At 66.1% G+C, this 18,721-nt stretch carries 21 protein-coding genes and 1 pseudogene; 6 read left to right on the top strand and 16 right to left on the bottom strand.

Annotated elements, in window-relative coordinates; genetic code table 11:
- Nucleotides 1-318: 318 nt before the first annotated feature.
- A complete protein-coding gene (locus tag ACV22V_RS00210) occupies nt 319-720 on the bottom strand; it encodes a hypothetical protein (RefSeq protein ID WP_059698209.1) in 402 nt (133 codons plus the stop codon).
- Nucleotides 717-1,355, bottom strand: a complete 639-nt coding sequence (locus ACV22V_RS00215; protein WP_448012651.1) for a GNAT family N-acetyltransferase — start codon at nt 1,353-1,355, stop codon at nt 717-719. The genes ACV22V_RS00210 and ACV22V_RS00215 overlap by 4 nt, the downstream gene beginning before the upstream one ends.
- 191 nt (nt 1,356-1,546) lie before the next feature.
- Between ACV22V_RS00215 and ACV22V_RS00220 the strand changes: the two genes are divergently transcribed.
- Together ACV22V_RS00220 and ACV22V_RS00225 are read left to right on the top strand one after the other, a co-directional pair.
- Nucleotides 1,547-2,161, top strand: a complete 615-nt coding sequence (locus ACV22V_RS00220; RefSeq protein ID WP_448012652.1) for a TetR/AcrR family transcriptional regulator — start codon at nt 1,547-1,549, stop codon at nt 2,159-2,161.
- Between the two features lie 55 nt (nt 2,162-2,216).
- Nucleotides 2,217-2,696: a nuclear transport factor 2 family protein gene (locus ACV22V_RS00225; RefSeq protein ID WP_027781811.1), complete on the top strand. Its 480-nt coding sequence runs from the start codon at nt 2,217-2,219 to the stop codon at nt 2,694-2,696.
- Between the two features lie 436 nt (nt 2,697-3,132).
- On the opposite strand, the gene ACV22V_RS00230 is transcribed toward ACV22V_RS00225, so the two are convergent.
- A complete protein-coding gene (locus tag ACV22V_RS00230; RefSeq protein ID WP_223960384.1) occupies nt 3,133-4,218 on the bottom strand; it encodes a tartrate dehydrogenase in 1,086 nt (361 codons plus the stop codon).
- 117 nt (nt 4,219-4,335) lie between these two features.
- On the opposite strand from ACV22V_RS00230, the gene ACV22V_RS00235 reads away from it, so the two are divergent.
- Nucleotides 4,336-5,259: a LysR substrate-binding domain-containing protein gene (locus ACV22V_RS00235; protein ID WP_059689202.1), complete on the top strand. Its 924-nt coding sequence runs from the start codon at nt 4,336-4,338 to the stop codon at nt 5,257-5,259.
- A gap of 151 nt (nt 5,260-5,410) precedes the next feature.
- On the opposite strand, the gene argC is transcribed toward ACV22V_RS00235, so the two are convergent.
- Nucleotides 5,411-6,349, bottom strand: coding sequence for an N-acetyl-gamma-glutamyl-phosphate reductase (gene argC, locus ACV22V_RS00240; RefSeq protein WP_448012653.1), 939 nt, complete (start codon nt 6,347-6,349; stop codon nt 5,411-5,413).
- A 118-nt stretch (nt 6,350-6,467) separates the two neighbouring features.
- Here argC and ACV22V_RS00245 point away from each other — a divergent pair, with 118 nt between their 5' ends.
- Nucleotides 6,468-7,352: a LysR family transcriptional regulator gene (locus ACV22V_RS00245; RefSeq protein WP_448012654.1), complete on the top strand. Its 885-nt coding sequence runs from the start codon at nt 6,468-6,470 to the stop codon at nt 7,350-7,352.
- Between the two features lie 75 nt (nt 7,353-7,427).
- Here the strand turns inward: ACV22V_RS00245 and ACV22V_RS00250 are convergent, their stop codons facing one another.
- The 4 genes from ACV22V_RS00250 to ACV22V_RS00265 all read right to left on the bottom strand — a co-directional run bounded on the left by ACV22V_RS00250 (nt 7,428) and on the right by ACV22V_RS00265 (nt 10,878).
- Nucleotides 7,428-7,892, bottom strand: a complete 465-nt coding sequence (locus ACV22V_RS00250; protein WP_059689201.1) for a hypothetical protein — start codon at nt 7,890-7,892, stop codon at nt 7,428-7,430.
- 60 nt (nt 7,893-7,952) lie between these two features.
- On the bottom strand, nt 7,953-9,170 hold the full coding sequence (locus tag ACV22V_RS00255) for a patatin-like phospholipase family protein (RefSeq protein WP_059529084.1): 1,218 nt from the start codon (nt 9,168-9,170) through the stop codon (nt 7,953-7,955).
- Nucleotides 9,171-9,299: 129 nt separating this feature from the next.
- The gene (locus ACV22V_RS00260; RefSeq protein WP_107938172.1) at nt 9,300-10,085 is read right to left on the bottom strand and encodes a 3-hydroxybutyrate dehydrogenase; all 786 of its coding nucleotides are present in this window, start codon (nt 10,083-10,085) and stop codon (nt 9,300-9,302) included.
- A gap of 52 nt (nt 10,086-10,137) precedes the next feature.
- Nucleotides 10,138-10,878: an acetoacetate decarboxylase gene (locus tag ACV22V_RS00265; protein ID WP_006485181.1), complete on the bottom strand. Its 741-nt coding sequence runs from the start codon at nt 10,876-10,878 to the stop codon at nt 10,138-10,140.
- Between the two features lie 456 nt (nt 10,879-11,334).
- Here ACV22V_RS00265 and ACV22V_RS00270 point away from each other — a divergent pair, with 456 nt between their 5' ends.
- On the top strand, nt 11,335-11,916 hold the full coding sequence (locus ACV22V_RS00270) for an undecaprenyl-diphosphatase (protein WP_448012655.1): 582 nt from the start codon (nt 11,335-11,337) through the stop codon (nt 11,914-11,916).
- A gap of 26 nt (nt 11,917-11,942) precedes the next feature.
- On the opposite strand, the gene ACV22V_RS00275 is transcribed toward ACV22V_RS00270, so the two are convergent.
- From ACV22V_RS00275 to ACV22V_RS00300, 6 genes and pseudogenes are all read right to left on the bottom strand, one after another.
- Nucleotides 11,943-12,167: a hypothetical protein gene (locus ACV22V_RS00275; protein ID WP_059533537.1), complete on the bottom strand. Its 225-nt coding sequence runs from the start codon at nt 12,165-12,167 to the stop codon at nt 11,943-11,945.
- A gap of 119 nt (nt 12,168-12,286) precedes the next feature.
- Nucleotides 12,287-13,108, bottom strand: coding sequence for a siderophore-interacting protein (locus tag ACV22V_RS00280; RefSeq protein WP_059533539.1), 822 nt, complete (start codon nt 13,106-13,108; stop codon nt 12,287-12,289).
- A 37-nt stretch (nt 13,109-13,145) separates the two neighbouring features.
- On the bottom strand, nt 13,146-13,856 hold the full coding sequence (locus ACV22V_RS00285) for a PadR family transcriptional regulator (RefSeq protein ID WP_448012656.1): 711 nt from the start codon (nt 13,854-13,856) through the stop codon (nt 13,146-13,148).
- Nucleotides 13,857-14,067: 211 nt separating this feature from the next.
- A pseudogene (locus tag ACV22V_RS00290) lies at nt 14,068-14,334 on the bottom strand (GH3 family domain-containing protein); the annotation flags it as partial.
- A gap of 27 nt (nt 14,335-14,361) precedes the next feature.
- Nucleotides 14,362-15,309, bottom strand: a complete 948-nt coding sequence (locus ACV22V_RS00295) for an aldo/keto reductase (protein ID WP_448012657.1) — start codon at nt 15,307-15,309, stop codon at nt 14,362-14,364.
- Between the two features lie 325 nt (nt 15,310-15,634).
- Nucleotides 15,635-16,255 carry a LysE/ArgO family amino acid transporter gene (locus ACV22V_RS00300; protein WP_059533562.1) on the bottom strand — a complete coding sequence of 207 codons (621 nt, stop codon included), beginning with the start codon at nt 16,253-16,255 and terminating at the stop codon, nt 15,635-15,637.
- A gap of 107 nt (nt 16,256-16,362) precedes the next feature.
- Between ACV22V_RS00300 and ACV22V_RS00305 the strand changes: the two genes are divergently transcribed.
- The gene (locus tag ACV22V_RS00305) at nt 16,363-17,256 is read left to right on the top strand and encodes a LysR family transcriptional regulator ArgP (RefSeq protein ID WP_059533564.1); all 894 of its coding nucleotides are present in this window, start codon (nt 16,363-16,365) and stop codon (nt 17,254-17,256) included.
- A 53-nt stretch (nt 17,257-17,309) separates the two neighbouring features.
- Here the strand turns inward: ACV22V_RS00305 and fnr are convergent, their stop codons facing one another.
- Together fnr and ACV22V_RS00315 are read right to left on the bottom strand one after the other, a co-directional pair.
- Complete coding sequence (fnr, locus tag ACV22V_RS00310) at nt 17,310-18,056, bottom strand: fumarate/nitrate reduction transcriptional regulator Fnr (RefSeq protein ID WP_059447453.1); 747 nt, start codon at nt 18,054-18,056, stop codon at nt 17,310-17,312.
- A 138-nt stretch (nt 18,057-18,194) separates the two neighbouring features.
- A complete protein-coding gene (locus ACV22V_RS00315; protein ID WP_059533566.1) occupies nt 18,195-18,662 on the bottom strand; it encodes a universal stress protein in 468 nt (155 codons plus the stop codon).
- Nucleotides 18,663-18,721: the final 59 nt, after the last annotated feature.

Consider the following 18,721-nt stretch of genomic DNA (forward strand, 5'->3'; position numbering starts at 1 on the left):
TGAGCGCGATCGCGCTTCGATTCCGCAGCAAGCCTCGCATCGGTGACATGCAATCGCGCGTGCACCTCACCTGTCAGCGTCGCTCTCCCGTCCGCGTCATCGCGTCGTTCGGCGCGTGTCATTCTTCCTGCCCTTCCGTTTCGTTTGCCGCGCCTCAATAGCGAGCCCCTGTCGCATCGCCCGCATGCCACGATGTGCTTCCGCGCCAGCACGTCATCACGCAACGCCGTTACGGTACCGCCTCGACGCGTGAGCCGATCAACGACATGCGAACTCACCTATCAGCATGCCCGGCGGCATCGATCGGTGCGCTGCCCGCTATTTGATCCGCTCACCGTTCAACCATCGCGGTTCGAGTTGCAGACTCAACACGACGAGCCAGCGTTTCGGGCATTGCGGTGCGATCTCGATCAGTTCGCCATGCGCACCGGACACCGTCACGAACCCGTACTGCGCCGCATGCCGATATGCGCGGGATGCGTCCGCCTGAAGCCAGAAGCTGACGAGCGCGCACGTGACGAAACGGAACAGCAGCAACGTCGCGGCTTCCGGCGCGTAGCCGACCGCGGCGAGCAGGGCGTCGAACACGAACGTCAGAACTTGCGTGACCGCGATCGTGATGACAGTCAACTTCACCAGCCCGCGCATGCGCAGCGCTGCCCGCGTGCGGGCATGCGTCAGTGCGAGCCGCGCACGGTCGTCGTCGGCTTCGTGTTTCATGACGCCGCTCCGGCGCGCCGCGCGACGTGGATCGACGTCATGTCGGATGCAGGTATCCGCCCGTCGAACAAGCCAACGGCCTTGCACAGGATCGCGCTGTCGTAGCTGTGCCCTGCAAACCGCATCACGTCGATCAACTGAAATCCTTCGCGTCGATAGAAGTCGACGAGTCGGATAGCCGCATGCGGCGCATCGAGCGCGAGGTGCGTCGCGCCACGCGCAGCCGCTCGCCGTTGCGCGAACGCGAGCAGCGCACGGCCGATGCCGCGATCCTGCCAGACCGGATCGACGGCCAACTGGCCGAGCGTCGCGACGCGTCGGCTGCGGTACGGATCGCACCGCGAATCGGGATCGTGCGGCTGCATCGTGATCGTCGCGACCAGATGCGCGTTCCCGAGCGCGACGAAACACTCGTTGGTGAGCATGCGTTCGCGCGTCGCCGACGCCGGCTGGTCGACAGGCGGACAGTTGAAGCCCGCGGCGCCGAGAGGCGCGTACGCGCGATGCAGCAACGCGGTCAAAGACTCGTACGAATCGCTGCGCGGATCGAAACGCCGTACGACGACACGGCCATCGAGCCGCTTCGCATAAGCCGCATAGGCACGCTCGGAGCGTGCGGATTCCGGTCGCTGCATGATGCCCTTTCGGCCAGACAGGTTGACCGAAGTGTAGTGAGCACCCTGCGTCAGCTTCAAGAAAAAATGTCGTAAACGCCTCCTGCAATGCGCTGCCTACCGTCGAAACCAGGCGGCGCTCGGCCCTTCCGACGACAGGGCCTTTTCACGTGGCAGTTGACGATGGAGAACGATCGTTCTACCGTAAACCCATGAACACACACGATGACTTCTCCGGCGAACCGGCCGTTCGCGACCGGCTGCTCGACGCGGCCGAAGCGCTGATCTACTCGGGCGGCATCCACGCCACGGGCGTCGATGCGATCGTGAAGCGATCCGGTGCCGCGCGAAAGAGCTTTTATTCGCATTTCGAATCGAAGGAGGCGCTGGTCGTCGCGGCGCTCGAGCGCCGCGACGAGCGCTGGATGCACTGGTTCGTCGACGCCACGCTGGCGCGCGGCAAGTCGCCGCGTGCGCACTTGCTCGGCATGTTCGACGTGCTGCGCGACTGGTTCTCGCAACCCGATTTTCACGGCTGCGCGTTTCTGAATGCGTCCGGCGAGATTGCCGACACCGACGATCCGGTACGCGTCGTCGCGCGTATGCACAAGGCGCGCTTGCTTGCGTTCGTGCGCGAGCGGCTCGATGCGTATGCCGACGACGCCGGCATCGAGCGCCGCGGCCTGGCCCGCCTCGCGCGCCAATGGCTGGTGTTGATCGACGGCGCGATCGGCGTCGCGCTCGTCAGCGGCGATGCGGCCGCGGCGCGCGATGCACGCGCGACCGCCGAACTCTTGCTCGATACGGTGTGTCGAGCGTCGAAGTAACGCGTCCCAACCGGCTGCGTTCGTGCGCGGCCCCAACCTTGAACAGGAGCATCCCATGTCCGCTTCCCCGGAAGTTCGTCCGCCCGTTCCGCCCTTCACGCTCGAGACGGCGCGCCAGAAAGTGCGTGCCGCGGAGGATGCATGGAACACGCGCGACCCGCAGCGCGTGTCGCTTGCCTATACACCGCAGAGCCGGTGGCGCAATCGCGCGGAGTTCGTGACGGGCCGCGACGAGATCGTCGGACTGCTGCAGCGGAAGTGGACGCGCGAGCTCGACTACCGGCTGATCAAGGAGCTGTGGGCGTTCGGCGGCAATCGCATCGCGGTGCGATTCGCGTACGAATGGCATGACGACGCCGGCAATTGGTTCCGCTCATACGGGAACGAAAACTGGGAGTTCGACGAAAACGGCTTGATGGCGCATCGCCACGCGAGCATCAACGACCTGCCGATTCGCGAAGCGGATCGCCTGTACCACTGGCCGCTCGGTCGCCGTCCGGACGATCATCCCGGCCTGTCCGATCTCGGGCTGTGACGCATCACGATGGCGTCGCGCGAACGCGCTCGATCATGCATCGAGCGCGACGCCTGTGCTGAACGGTGAGGGAATACGGGAGCCGCAGGTTGAGGTGAGCGTTTTCGGGAGTGGAGGCATTTCGTGCGGGACGGTGTGATTCTTCACGCTCTGCATCTCACCGATCGATCTTCGCAGGAAACGATGCGGTTGCACTGATCGAAGCGCGGCACGCGACATCGGCGTCGCACTTGTTGCGTACATGCATGGCGGTAAGTTTCAAGTTTCAATCGGTGTATATCGATGCGCGATGCAACTCACCGTTCGACATCGACACGCACGCCTCCAGGCGCGCGCGTCGGAATCGACGAAGGTGCGCGGCAGTCAGTCGTGCTGCTCACCATTGAGCACGACATCGATCGAACCCTTCCGAGCCGCGCGCCTTCGGATCGTTCCGTCAGCCGGCGATCCGCACCGCGATCGCCTCTCCCACTTCCTGCGTCCCCGCCTGGCCGCCGAGATCGCGCGTGCGCGGTCCGGTGCGCAGCACGTCCTCGATCGCCGCGACGATCGCATCGTGCGCCTCGCGTTCGCGGCCCGCGCCGTTGCCGAGGAAGTCGAGCATCATCGCCGCCGACCAGATCATCGCGATCGGATTCGCGATGTACTGGCCCGCGATGTCCGGTGCGGAGCCGTGCACCGGTTCGAACAGCGATGGAAACGTGCGGTCCGGGTTCAGGTTCGCCGACGGCGCGATGCCGATCGTGCCCGTGCAGGCCGGCCCGAGGTCGGACAGGATGTCGCCGAACAGATTCGACGCGACGACGACGTCGAAGCGGTCGGGCTGCAGCACGAAGCGCGCGCACAGGATGTCGATGTGCTGCTTGTCGACGGCGATCTCGGGATAGCGTTCGCCCATCTCGGCCGCGCGCGCGTCCCACCACGGCATGCTGATCGCGATGCCGTTGCTCTTCGTCGCGACGGTCAGGCGCTTCGCGCGGCGCTGCGCGAGCTCGAATGCGAACTTCAGCACGCGCTCCGTGCCGTGACGCGTGAAGATCGACTGCTGCATCACCACTTCGCGGTCGGTGCCTTCGAACATCGTGCCGCCGACCGACGAATATTCGCCTTCGGTGTTCTCGCGCACGATCATGAAGTCGATGTCGCCCGCTTTGCGGCCGGCGAGCGGCGACGGCACGCCGTCGAACAGGCGCGCGGGCCGCAGGTTGATGTACTGGTCGAATTCGCGGCGGAATTTCAGCAGCGAACCCCACAGCGAAATGTGATCGGGCACCGTCGCGGGCCAGCCGACCGCGCCGAACAGGATCGCGTCCACGCCCGACAGCCGGGCCTTCCAGTCGTCCGGCATCATCTTGCCGTGCTGCGCGTAGTAGTCGCAGCTCGCCCAGTCGATCTGCTCGAACTGGAAACGGATGCCGAAGCGCGCCGTCACGGCGTCGAGCGCGCGCAGGCCTTCGGGCATCACTTCACGGCCGATGCCGTCACCGGGGATGACGGCAATCTTGTACGTCTTGTCGCTCATGCAAGCCTCCTTGGCTGGTCGGGCCGCCGGCAGCATGCGCAGCGGAACACGACGCCATTTTATTTATTTCCATTCAGATTAAAATCGTGCGAAAGGTTAATCGACTTTCCACGAATCGTGAATAAATCACCGAATCTCGACGACCTGCGCGTCTTCAGCCTGGTCGTCCGCCTGACGAGCTTCAGCGCGGCGGCCGAGCAGCTCGCGGTCTCGCCCGCCTATGTGAGCAAGCGCATCGCGCTGCTCGAGGCGCAGCTCGGCACGCGGCTGCTGCATCGCTCGACGCGCCGCGTGACGGTCACGGAGGCCGGCGAACGCGTGTTCGCGCGTGCCGAGAAGATTCTCGACGACGTCGATCATCTCGTCGAGGACGTGTCGACCACGCGCACGGTGCCGCGCGGCACGCTGCGCATCTCGAGCAGCTTCGGTTTCGGCCGTCATGTCGTCGCGCCGGCGTTGCTCGACTTCTCCGCGCGCTATCCGCAGCTGAACGTGCGGCTCGATCTGTTCGACCGGCTCGTCGACGTCGCGGGCGAAGGCTACGACCTCGACGTGCGCATCGGCGACGAGATCGCCGATCACCTGATCGCGCGCCGCCTTGCCGCGAACTATCGTGTGCTGTGCGCGTCGCCCGACTATCTCGCACGGCGCGGCACGCCGCGCACGCTCGCGGATCTCGCATCGCACGACTGCCTCGCGATCAAGGAGCGCGACCATCCGTTCGGCGTCTGGCGGCTGAACCTGCGCGGCGAAACGGCAACGGTGAAGGTCGGCGGCGCGCTGTCGACGAACCACGGCGAGGTGGCCGTGCAATGGGCGCTGGCCGGGCGCGGGATCGTGCTGCGCTCGATCTGGGAAGCGGGGCCGCTGATCGAGCGCGGCGCGCTTCGTCGCGTGCTGCCGGACGTCATTCAGCCGGCGAACATCTGGGCGGTGTATCCGGAACGCGTCGCGGCTTCGGCGAAAGTGCGCGTGTGCGTCGATTTTCTCGCGGAGGCGCTTGCCGGGTTGAACGCCGCAGCGGGGGACGATGCGGCCTGAAATCGGCCAAAGGTGAGCTTTTACGGGGGCGTGTGAAAGCGTTGGCGGACGCCCGTCGTTGGCTCGCAACCGCGTCGCGATCCGGTAGCGTGCCGCGCACACCGGCGGCCGCGATGCGCCGGACCTGCCAATGATGACGCCCGCCCGCGGCTTACGCCGCGTTCGCCGCACCGAGCATCAGGTCGAGATTCTGCACGGCCGCGCCGGATGCCCCTTTGCCGAGATTGTCGAACACGGCCGACAGCAGCACCTGACCGTGTTCGGCATTCACGAACACGCCGAGCCGCAGGTCGTTCGTACCGTTCAACGCTTGCGGATCGAGATGCGTGATCGTGCGTGTATCCGCGAGCGGAGTGACCTCGACGTGGCGCGCGCCGGCGTAATGGTGCGCGAGACACGCATGCAGCGACTCACCGTTCACGCCTGCCGGGAGCAGGCGCAACTCGATCGGCACGGTCAGCACGATGCCTTGCCGATAGGCGCCATAGGCCGGCACGAACAGCGGACGATGCGCGAGCCCGGCGTGCAGCTGGATTTCGGGCGCGTGCTTGTGCGCAAGCGCGAGGCCATAGACCTGCAGCGGTTTCGTGCGTGCGGCTCCGTTCGATTCGAATTCGTCGACGGCGGCCCGGCCGCCGCCCGAGTAACCGGACACGGCATGGATGCTCACCGGATAGTCGCGCGGAAGCAGGCCAGCTCGTTGCAGCGGCCCGAGCAGGCCGATCGCGCCCGTCGGATAGCAGCCCGGATTGGTCACGCGCCGCGCGTGCGCGATCGTCTGCGCATGTCCGTCGATCATCTCGGGAAAGCCGTAGACCCATTCCGGATCGGTGCGATGGGCCGAGCTCGCGTCGATCACGCGTACCGCCGGATTCCGGATGAAGCCGACCGCTTCGCGCGCGGCGGCGTCGGGCAGGCACAGAATCGCGATGTCGGAGGCATTGATCGCCTCGGCGCGCCGCGCGGGGTCCTTGCGCTCGGCATCGGGCAGCGTGACGAGCCGCAGGTCGGTGCGATCCCGCAGGCGCTCGTGGATCTCCAGTCCGGTCGTACCTTGGTCGCCGTCGATGTAGACAGTGGAGAGGCTCATGATGGTCGCGTTCCTCGCTTCGGACGTCGGGAAAGCCATATCGTCCATCGAACGCCTAGAATAGGAAAAGTTGAATTTCCTGATTACGAGATTCAGATTTCCTGAACGAGAGGTGGAAATGCGCGAGATCAGTCTGGATCGACTGCGTACGCTGGTCGCGATCGCCGACCAGGGATCCTTCGTGGCCGCCGCGCAACTGCTTCATCTCGCGCCGCCGACGGTCAGCCTTCATGTTGCCGAACTCGAAAGCCGTATCGGTGCGCCGTTGCTGTCGCGCACGCGCGGCAACGTGCAGCCGTCGACCATCGGTGCCGTGCTGGTGGAGCGGGCGCGCCGTCTGCTGGCCGAGGTCGAGTCGACCCTCGACGACGTGGAGCGACAAGTGCAGGGGCTGACCGGGCGGGTGCGTCTCGGCGCCTCGACCGGCGCGATCGCCCATCTGTTGCCGCAGGCGGTGGCCCGGCTGCGCGAGCGGCATCCGGACATCGATGTCCAGATCGCGGTACTCACGTCGCACGACACGCTGGCGCGCATCGCGCAGGGCACGCTCGACGTCGGCCTGGTGGCGCTGCCGCAGCCGGCGGTCGCGGGGGTGTCGATCCGCGCATGGCGGCGCGATCCGGTGCTGGCCTTTCTGCCCGCGGATTGGCGGCTGCCGGCGCGTGTGACGCCGGCCTATCTGGCGCCGCGTCCGCTGATTCTCAACGATGCGGCCACCCGCCTGTCGCGGCTCACGACGGAATGGTTCGCGCTCGGTGGCCACCGCCCCGAGCCGCGCATCGAACTCAACTACAACGATGCGATCAAGAGTCTGGTCGCCGCGGGCTACGGCGCGACGCTGCTGCCGCACGAGGCGGGCGCCCCGTTGCCGGACGCACGCATCGTCATGCGGCCGCTGCGTCCGGCGTTGTGGCGCGAACTGGGCATCGCCCATCGGGCCGGCCCGGTCGAGCGGTCGACCCAGCACGTGCTCGACGCGTTATGGGCGCTCGGCGCGCGCTAGAAAGCGGCCAGCGGCGTTCCGGTTCGTCAGGCGTCGCGCGCGGCCGCGCCGGCGTCGGCACGTGGCCGTGACACGTCACAGCCGGTTGTCCCGCGCGAGCATCAGCACGCGCGCCCAGCGCTGCGCATCGCGCTTGTCCATCATCGGCAGCTTCCATTCGCCGCGTACGGCGTCGCGCACACGCACGACCAGATGCCAGCGGCCATCGATCGGCGCGGCTTCGCAGCCGTCGAGCTGCGACAACGTATAGCGGCCGTCCGCGCCGTCATGCGACAGCCACAGCAGCCCCTGCGTCGCGGACACGCGCACCTCGCCCCACGCGCGATGCACGATGTGGGTCCAGCCTTGTTCCTTCGTGTTCGGTGCGATGTCACGGCGGCGCTTGATCCACCACGCGACCAGCGCGATCAGGATCGCGGCGGCGAGCACGGCGGCTGCGATCGCGACCGGCTGGCCGAACTGCGCGGCGATGACGTGAAACAGGTGAACCGCGCCCCATCCCAGGGCGATGAGCGCGAACAGCGCAATGAAAATCGGCATGTCGAATCGGAAAGGAGGACGGGCCGGCGCAGCCAGCGCGCCGGTCCGTCGCACGCGGCATTACCGGCGGCGGTGAATGTCGTGCGTGACGAAGCCCGCGTCGTTGGTGGGCAGCGCGAGGCCGTCCTTGACCGCGAGCGTCTTGCGGATGTCGTCGAGCCCCGCGCTCCAGTGGTCGCGCATCGTCGACAGACCGAACTGATAGTCCTTGTAGTGGTGCTCGTACGCCTTCTGCTGATAGATCAGGTGCTGGATGTTGTACTTCTTCCCGCTCGACATCGCTTCGGCCTCGACGCACCACGGGTCGTTCTTGCGCTGCTCTTCCGGCACCTGCTCGAGCACGTGGCGCAGCACGTTGCGGTAGCGCTGTTCGCGCTGCAGCGTGTCGGTGACGAAGCGCGTGCGGCTCGAATACTGCACGTCCTTCGTACGTTCCGCGACGTCGGCCATCGTGCGCGGCAGCGGCCCGCGTGCGCTCCACAGGTCGACCTGGAACGCGAGCGTGTCGCGCCGCGGACGCGCGCGCAGCACTTCCATCAGCGGCGTGTTCGACACGACGCCGCCGTCCCAGTAATACTCGCCGTCGATCTCGACGGGCGGGAACGCGGGCGGCAGCGCGCCGGACGCCATGAAGTGCTCGGGCTCGAGGCGGATGCGCGAGTTGTCGAAGTACACGAAGTTGCCGGTGCCGACGTTGACCGCGCCGACCGATACGCGCGTCTCGCCCGAGTTGATCCGGTCGAAATCGCACAGCTTGAGCAGCGTCGCGCGCAGCTGCGACGTGTCGTACCAGCTGATCTTTTCCGGATGATCGGACACGCCCGGCAGCGGCGGCGGGAAGCGCGGCACGAAGAAGCCCTGCTGGCCCTGCATCATCGCGCTCGCGGCCTGCGACGCGGTGAAGAACGTGCGGATCTGATCGATGCTGTTGAACAGCGCGAACTCGAACGCGGCCGGAATCGCGGGAAAGAACGCCGGCTGGCAGATCGTTTCCCAGAATTCGCGCAGCCGTTCGACGCGATGTTCGGGCGCATTGCCGGCGATCAGCGCGGTGTTGAGCGCGCCGATCGAGATGCCGGCGATCCAGTCGAGCGGAATGCCCGCTTCGTGCAGGCCCTCGAACACGCCGGCCTGATACGCGCCGAGCGCGCCGCCGCCCTGCAGGACGAGCGCGATCGTTTCGTAAGGCAGCGACCGCGCAGCGGCCGGCGCGCCGGCTTCGTGATGCAGGTCCGCCGCATCGACGGCCTGCTTTTCTGTACGCGCGTGCGGTTTCATCAGTTGCTCCGAGAAATCCCGCCGTGGACGGCGGAGACGGATGGCGTGCCGTCGCTCGACGGTACGCCATCGTGAGTCGTGAGAATGGACGTGATGCGGGAATCGCCTCCCGTCAGGGAGGCGAGGACGTTACTGCATGAACCAGCCGTGGCTGACGATGAACGACTGGCCCGTGAGCGCGGCGCTCGGGAACGCCGACAGGAACAGCACCGTCTGCGCGACGTCCTGCACCGTCGTGAACACGCCGTCGACCGTGTTGCCGAGCATCACCTTCTTCACCACTTCCTCTTCGCTGATCCCCAGTTCCTTCGCCTGCTCCGGAATCTGCTTGTCGACCAGCGGCGTGCGCACGAAGCCCGGACACACGACGTGCGAGCGCACGTTGTGCTTCGCGCCTTCCTTCGCCAGCACGCGTGCCAAGCCGAGCAACCCGTGCTTGGCCGTCACGTACGCCGACTTCAGCGGCGACGCCTCGTGCGAGTGCACCGAGCCCATGTAGATCACGACGCCGCCGCGATCGTCCTTGTACATGTGCTTGAGCGCGGCCTTGGTCGTCAGGAACGCACCGTCGACGTGGATCGCCTGCATCTTCTTCCAGTCGGCGAACGAGTAGTTCTCGATCGGATTGACGATCTGGATGCCCGCGTTCGACACGAGGATGTCGACCGAGCCGAACGTTTCCGCCACCTTGTCGATGCCGCTGTTGACCGCTTCCTCGCTGGTCACGTCCATCGCGACGCCGATCGCCTTGCCGCCTGCCTTGTTGATCTCGTCGGCAACCGCGTTTGCGCCGTCCTGGTTCAGGTCGGCGATCGCGACAGCGGCGCCCGCCTTCGCGAGCTCCAGTGCGATTTCCTTGCCGATGCCGCTTGCGGCGCCCGTGACGACTGCGGTCTTGCCATTCAGGTTGCTCATTTCGAATTTCCCGTGGTGAAAGGTTTGACAGGGAGAAAGGACTGCGGACGTGTTACTGAGCCAGGTAATCGTAGACGACTTCGCCGAGGCCGAGTGTCAAATCCGCGACGAGGTGGCGCGCTTCGACGATCTCGAGCACCGGCAGGTCGGCCACCGGCGCAAGTGCGTGCGGCGCCAGTTCGAGCGAGGCAGGGCCCGTCCACGCGCCCTTCATCTTGATGTCCTGCATGTAGTAGCGCACCAGTTCGCATACGCGTGCGGTGCCGTCGACGTGCGGGATGATCTTGAGCAGGAAGTTCGGGCCGGCGAGGCGCTTCGTCTGCTCGTCGATGTCGAGTTCCTTGTGCTTGTAGCCCATCGTGCCGGTCGCGACGCGCACCTTGCCGTAGTCGAGCGTGCCCAGGATGTGATCGGTGTTCACGTGCAGCGTGGGCGACGCGAGTTTCTTCGGGAAACCCCACAGTTCGCGGCCGCCGGCGATCGGCGGGTGATCGTCGAGATACATCGCGAGCGTATAGCCGCCGGCCTGGCCGTTGTACTCGACGGGGATGACCTGGCCGCTTTCCGTGTAGTCGCCGAAGCCGGTCGAATCCGCCATGCGGATGAATTCGTAATGGACGAGCGGCTCGGTGACCTGCAGCGGCTCGGGCACGATTTCACGCAGACGGTCCGGATCGGTGCGATACGTGATGATCAGAAACTCACGATCGACGAAACGGTACGGGCCCATCGGAAAGGCGGGGCTGGTCAACGGCATCGCAAACGCTTTCGATCGGACATCGCTGGGTTTCATGCGGACTCCTTGTTGTTGATCGCTTCGTGGATGAGTGCTCGTAAGCCCGTAATCCTATGCCTGTGCGTTGCCGTTGTGCGATGCCGCATCTGGAATTAATTGTTGCCGATTTCGAATTATTTGCAACGCAAATATTGAGGCGAACGGTGCGAACGGCATGGAGCGCATGGGGCGGTCCGATATTCTCAGGCGTCGATGACGCCACGATGTGAAAAAGGTGAGCCTTTACAGGATAGTTGGTGAGCTTTTACAGGAGACGGTCACGCGGGAATGTGACAATTGCGTGAACTTGTGTTGCAGTGCAGGCTCTAAGTGCGTTCGCGCGCGACGCACGCGCCCGGTTCTTATCCCCGGCCGTCCGACGCGTTAAGCATTGCTTAAGCGAGTGAGCACTAGCATCGTTCCAACCGACCGGCATGCCCGGTCCAATCGTTACGCCCCCACGCAACCGCATTCATGCAGAACCTCAATCTCACCCTGTTTTCCGCCGTCAATGCCGGCGCCGTGTCGCACCCCGGTGCTGCTCGCGTCGCGATCTTCGCCGCCGACTGGCTCGTCTATGCGCTGCCCGCGATGCTGCTGCTGACCTGGATCTTCGGCGAGCGCCCGACGCGCCGCCAGGCGATCGAAGCCGGCGTCGGCACGTGCGTGGCGCTGGCGCTCGCGCAGGTGATCGGGCATTTCTGGTTTTCGCCGCGGCCGTTCATGGTCGGCGTCGGCACGCAACTGATTCCGCATGCGCCGGACAGCTCGTTTCCGAGCGATCACATGACGTTCGCGTGGAGTCTTGCGGTCGGCATGATGCTCGCCGGCAGCACGCGGCTGACCGGGTTCGTGATGGCCGCGATGGCCGTCGTGATTGCATGGGGGCGTGTGTATGCGGGCGTGCACTGGCCGTTCGACATGGCCGGCGGCGTGCTGGTCGGCACGGCCGGCGCGCTGGCCGCGCATCTGTACGGACAACGCGTCGTCGAACTGCTCGAACGGATCGGCGACGTCGTGCACGCGGTGATGATGGGGCGCGAGCGCGCGCCCTGAGCGGGAGAACCAGGGGCCGGACGCCGTCAACCGGGCGTCTTGGCCGCTTCAGCCGAAGCGGACGGGCCGCCGCCCGCTTCGTGCAGTTCGGGCGTCTCGCCCGGGTGCTGTGCGGCGTCACGTTCGAGTGCGCTTTCCTTCAGGATCGCGCACATCGCAACGAACAGCGCGAGCACGACGGCCGCCAGGCCGCAATAGCCGGCGATCTTCAGGTTGCGAAGGAAAGGCGAAGCGTGGCTTTCTTTTGTCATGACCGGGCGCTCCTGGGCGGGCTGCGGCGGCTGTCGCCCGACAGCGGCGTCGCAGACATAGATATATACCAGCCGCCCCGCCGATGCCAAGCCCGCCGCTGCGCGGGCACCCGTTCGCGTCAGTCTTCCAGCGTTTCGTGCACGGCCGCCGCGCCGCGCTTCCAGTATGCCGCCGCGCGGATGCGCGACTTGTCGACGCCGCGTTCGCCGCTCAGGTGCTGCCGCACCGCGCGCATCGACTGCGCTTCGCCAGCCGCCCACACGTAACCGTCGCCGGAGGACGGCAGCGGCAGCTCGCGCACCGCATTCAGCAGCACGTCGCCGTCTGCCGCGTCGGCTTCGGCGCGAAAGCGCCAGATTTCATGCACGTCGGCGCGCGTATCGAACGCGATTTGCGCGGTGCGATCCGCGACTTCCAGCACGACCGCCGCGCGCGCACCGGCCGGCAATTGCTCGAGACGCCGCGCGACTGCTGGCAGCGCCGTATCGTCGCCGATCAGCAGATGCCAGTCGAAATCGATCGGGACCACGAACGAACCGCGCGGACCGCCGATGCCGAGCCACTGGCCGACGCGTGCCTGCGCCGCCCATTGCGATGCGGGGCCCGGATGGTTCAGCACGAATTCCAGATCGAGTTCGCAGGCGGCGCGGTCGAAGCGGCGCGGCGTGAAATCGCGCGCGACCGGCCTCGGTTGGCCTTCGGGAAATTCGGGGCCATTCGCGCCGAGCGTCGGCATCGTGGGCCGGTCGGCGCCGGGCGGCGGGAAAAACACCTTCACGTGATCGTCGAACGACGACGATTCGAAATCCGCGAGGTCGGGGCCGCCCAGGGTGACGCGCAGCAGGTGCGGCGTCACTGCGTGCACGCGCACGACCTGCAGCAGGCGGAACTTGAGCGTATGGCGCACGCGGGTGACGGCGCGTCCGGATGGGTTCTGCATCAATCCGTTCTCCTTGGGTTTTGACGGGCGGCGCGGATCACGCGCCGGTGCCGCCTTCGATTTCGGCCGTCGCGCGGCGCATGATTGCGGCGATGCGCCGTTGTTCGTCGGCGTCGGCGGCGCTCTTGTGGAGCAGCGCCCGCTTCAGCGCAAGGCGGGCCTCGACGAACTCGGGCAGCCAGCCGGGCTGCGCTTCGTCCCGCGCTTCGCCGCCTGCCGATTCGCCGGCGAACGCGCGGCGCATGAATTCCATCTTGCGCGCGAGGTGCGTGAGGCGTGCGAACAAGGTGTCGACGCGTTCGCGCTGCGCATCGAGGTGCGCGCGGCCGGCGTCGGTCAGCGCATAGCGCTTGCGGTTGCCTTCCGCCTGCGACGCGACGAAGCCGACTTCCTCGAGATACGTGAGCGCCGGATACACCATGCCGGGGCTCGGGCTATAGAAACCGTTCGAGCGCGTGTCGAGCGCCTTGATCAGTTCGTAACCGTGGCTCGGTTGCTCGGCGACCAGCGCGAGCAGCAGCAACTGGAGATCGTCGGAGCTGAACTGGCGGCCGCGCGGCATGCCGTCGTCACCGAAATCGCCAAAGCCGCCGCGTCCGCCACGGCCACTGAACGGGCCGCCGCCGAATGGATCGTGGCCGCGCCGATGCCGGCCGATTGCTTGCCAGATGCTGGCGTACCAGCCAGGGCCGGCATGCGCACCATGACCGTCGCATCGGGCATGGCCGCGGGAGGGGTTGTGTCGCATGATTGTGTCCTGTATGTCGTAAAACATATCGAAAGATATATATCGAAAGATATAGCGTCAAGCGGCAAATAAGGGGGCGGATGAAGTGAGGGCAGATCTGTGGGTTTGCAGGGAAGGTGGGTTTTTTGCGGTATTCAGTCCTTCCACCAGCCACGACGCCGGGCACGGCGCGATGCAGATCGGCGAGCCAGACGATCGGCGAGAACTGCAATTCTTCGAGAAAAGCCCGCGTGTAGGGAATGAGCTTCTGCTGCTCGCTGCTGCCACTCGTGCGCTCGAAGAAACGCGGCGCTTGCGCTGTCAGGACCGGACCGAAATCCTGGAGTGCACGATCGATCCATCGGGACGTGTCGGCGTAGGGGGACGCCGGCACGCGCTTGCGAAATTGTGCCGGATCTGCGATTTCGGAAAAACAGTTGGCAGTACAGAGCGCTATGTTCCGATTTGCGTCGAGCAAGCGAGATAGACAGGCTGCCTGCTTATCTCCCGGCGCATCAAGTGGTCTTCAGACCGCGCTCGCTGCGTCGATCTTGCGAATGTCTTCCTCGTCGAGTCGCACGCGGATCGCCTCTCCGAGCAATGCGAGCTGCCCGAGCGACGTCGCACTCGCGATCGGTGCGGTGATCGTCGGCCGCGCGATCTGCCATGCGAGCGCGATCGCGGCCGGTTGCGTGCCGTGCTTCGCCGATACGTCGTCGAGCGCCGCGAGAATGCGCAGGCCGCGCGCATCGAGATAACGGGCGACGCGATCGCCGCGCACGCTTTTCTTCAGGTCGGCTTCGCTGCGATACTTGCCCGACAGAAAGCCGCTCGCGAGCGCGTAGTAGTTGACGACGCCCAGTTTCAGGTCGCGCACGACCGGTTCGAGATCGCGCTCGTACTCGGCGCGGTTGATCAGGTTGTATTCCGGCTGGATCACCTGATACGCAGGCAGGCCGTTGCGCTTGCTGACGTCGGCGGCTTCGCGCAGGCGTGCGCCGCTGTAGTTCGACGCGCCAATGATGCGCACCTTGCCCGCGTCGATCAGCGTCTGGTAAGCGGAGAGCGTTTCGTCGAGCGGTGCCGTGTCGGCGAGATCGCGGTGCGAGAAATACAGGTCGATGTAGTCGGTCTGCAGGCGGCGCAGCGAATCGTCGGCGGCCTTCAGGATGTTGTCCTTCGTCAGGCCGGCGCGCGCCGCGAGCAGGCCGACCTTGGTCGCGATCACGACCTGATCGCGCTTGCCGGAACGCTTGAGCCACTTGCCGATGATCGTTTCCGATTCGCCGCCGCTGTTGCCGGGCGCCCAGGCCGAATAGACGTCGGCCGTATCGATGAAGTTGATGCCGGTGTCGGCGAGCGCGTCGAGCAGCTCGAACGATGCGTTCTCGTCGACGGTCCAGCCGAAGACGTTGCCGCCGAAGGCGAGCGGGGAAACCTGGATGTCCGACGTGCCGAGGGTGCGTAGTGCCATGTTGCTCTCCGGAATCTGAGGGGTGACGGGATGAGACGACAGGATTGGCCGGGATGAATGCGACGGGAAGGCGAACGGGCGAGGCGCTTTCGCCGTTGTCGCGGACACCGGAACATTCTCGCTGATCGAGCGGAATCGTGCAGCGGACGGCGGATGGTCCGTCCGGCAGATGGATGATCCGCGCGGCGGCGTTCGATCCGGAACTGAATCTTGAGGCGTCCGGGGAGAGGCAGGCGGAGATCCGGCGTATCGCACCACTTCGACGGAGCGGAACGAAAAACGGGCGGCAAAGTTGCCGCCCGCGATCGATCGGCGCCCCAATCCGTTACCGCAACTGCACGGCCGCCAGAAACAGGACCATGCTGCCGATCGCGCCATCCAGCACGCGCCACGCGACGGCCTTGCGGAACCACGGCGCAAGCAGCCGCGCGCCGTATCCGAGCCCGAGGAACCACACGACGCTGACCGCCATCGCGCCGATCGCGAACGCAAGCCGCGAGCCTTCCGGCTCGCGCGCGCCGGCCGTGCCGATCAGCAGGAACGTATCGAGATACACGTGTGGGTTGAGCCACGTGAACGCGAGCGTCATCAGCACGATCGCGACCGCGCTCTGCGGCGGCGGCGCGACGGCATCGCCGCGCACGTCGAGCGTTTCGTGTCCCGGCTTGAACGCGCGACGCAGCGCGTTGATGCCGAACCACGCGAGATATGCGAGGCCGACGTACAGCACGACGTGGACGAAGGTCGGATAGCGTTCGACGAGAACCGACGCGCCGCCGACGCCCGCGCCGATCAGGATCATGTCGGACAGCGCGCACAGCAGCACGATCTTGCCGACATGCGAGCGCATGATGCCTTGCCGGAGCACGAACGCGTTCTGCGCACCGATGGTCACGATGAGCGACCCGCACAGGGCGGCGCCGTGGGAAAAAGCGATCCAGTTCATGATGGGAAAGAGGTGAGGCAGTAGACGGGTGAATCGGTTGGCGCTAGTCTGCGGTCAGCCGAAACATAAGAGAAGCTAATTCACCTAATGCCGATTAAGGAAATCTAATGCTCGACTACGCATTGCTCGACGCTCTCGCGGCGGTGATCCGGTACGGCTCGTTCGAACGGGCGGCGAGGGAGCTGAACGTCACGCCATCGGCGGTATCGCAGCGCGTGAAACTGTTGGAGGAGCGGGTCGGCAGCGTGCTCGTCAAGCGCGGGCAGCCGTGCGTCGCGACGACGTCGGGCGCGTTGCTCTGCCGGCATACGGAGCGCGTGCAGTTGCTCGAGGCCGAACTGGGTGGCCGGATGCCGGCATTGCCCGGCCAGATCGCAAGCGCATGGCCGATGTTGCGCGTGGCCGTCAACGACGACAGCGTCGCGACCTGGTTCATCGATGCGGTCGGGCCGTTCTGCACCGAGCGCGAGACCCTGCTCGACCTCGTGATCGACGACCAGGACTACACGGCCGCGCGCATTCGCGATGGCAGCGTGCAGGGCGCGGTGACCGCGCAGGCCGAGCCGATCCAGGGATGCCGGTCGACGCGGCTGGGGCGCATCCGCTATCGCGCGGTGTGTTCGCCGGCGTTTTACGACCGCTATTTCGGCGCGGGCATCACGCGCGATGCGCTACGTCGTGCGCCGTGCGTGATGTTCAATCCGAAGGACGGTTTGCAGGCGCGCTTCATCCGGCGCGTGACGCGCGCGGACCTCGATCCACCGCAACACTGGATCCCGCACGTCGCGGGCTACCTGCGCGCATGCGAAACGGGGCTGGGATGGGGAATGTGCCCGGACCGGATGGTCGATCGCCAGCTGGCGGCGGGCGAACTGGTCGACATGTCGCGCGGGCGGACCGTCGATATCGACCTGTACTGGCAGAGCTGGCGTTTGTCGATCGGCTGGCTCGACGATTTCAGCGCGGCGCTGAAGGCGCGCGCCGCGCTGTTTCTCGACTGATTGGGGCCGGAGGGATGGACGGCGGCGGCGCGCAGGATACGCGCCGCGCGGGGTCAGACGTGGTGCAGGCCGTCGAAGTCGACGATCTGTACGAGGCGGCCGTGCATTTCGATCAGGCCGCGCTTCTGGAACTTCGACAGCGTGCGGCTGACCGTTTCGAGCGTCATGCCGAGGTAGCTGCCGATGTCTTCGCGCGTCATCCGCAGGTTGAATTCCGACGGCGAGTAGCCGCGCTTCAGGTAACGCGACGACACGTCGAGCAGGAACGCGGCGACGCGCTCTTCGGCGTTCAACGAGCCGAGCAGCATGGTTTGCGACGTTTCGCGCACGATCTGCTCGCTCATCAGCTTGTGCATGCGCAGCTGCATCGTGCCGGCTTCCGAGCACAGCGACTTGAGCGCGCTGTACGGAATCACGCAGACCGAGCTGTCTTCCAGCGCAACCGCGGTGCGCGGGTGCGTGTCGTCGCAGATGCCGTCGAGGCCGAGCGCTTCGCCCGCGAGGTGCAGGCCCGTGACCTGCTCGCGTCCGTCGTGGCGTGTGGCGACGGTTTTCAGCGAACCCGAGCGCACGGCGTACAGGTTGTCGAAGGTGTCGCCTTCGCGGAACAGCGCTTCGCCGCGCTTGACCGGGCGCGCCGCGCAGATGACTGATTCGAGGCGGCTGAGCGCTTCGGGTGCGAGGCCCTGCGGCATGCACAGGTGCCGCATTGCGCACGACGAGCAGTGCGGTGCCTGGCGGGGAGCCCAGTTGCCTGCATGGGACGAGGCGGCGGGACGTGTGGCGACGGGCGTCAACATGATCGTTTACTCCGGCATTGAATCGACCGAATCATTGTCCCACCGCAAGTTGCCGCTGTCGGGTGACAAAACGTCGCGACCGCGCGCACATGTCGCGGGCATCGCATCGGCATGCAAGCATGCCGACGCCGACGCCGCTCAGCCTTCCTGATCGTCCGTATGCGCGGCGGCCGGGATCAGCAGCACGGGCAGCGTCGCATGCCGCACGCACTGTTCGGCGATGCTGCCGAGCACGAGGCGACGGAACCCGCGGCGGCCGTGCGTGCCGAGCACGAGGAGATCGGCGCCGAACGCTTTCGCACCGTCGAGGATCAGCGTCGACACGTCGTTGAGCGACGACGCCTCGCTCGTCACCGTCTCGCCCTTCACGCCGGCCGCCTGCATCAGCTTCTTGAACTCCGCCGCGAGCGCATTGCCTTGCGCGATGAGCTGGTCGCGCAGGACGGACGGATCGTAGCCCGGCACGTTGTAGTAGATCGCGGCGTTTTCGACGACGTAGAACGGTTGCAGTTCGGCGCCGTGCTCCTTCGCGAGCGCGAGGGCGGCATCGAACGCGTGGCGGGCCGTGTCGCTGCCGTCGATGGCAACCAGAATGCGCTTGTACATGGTGTCTCCAGGTGGCGGGTTGAACGGAAGTCGGCGGAACGGCCGAGCAGGCCGTGCGT

The sequence above is a fragment of the Burkholderia sp. AW33-5 genome, assembly GCF_053427615.1.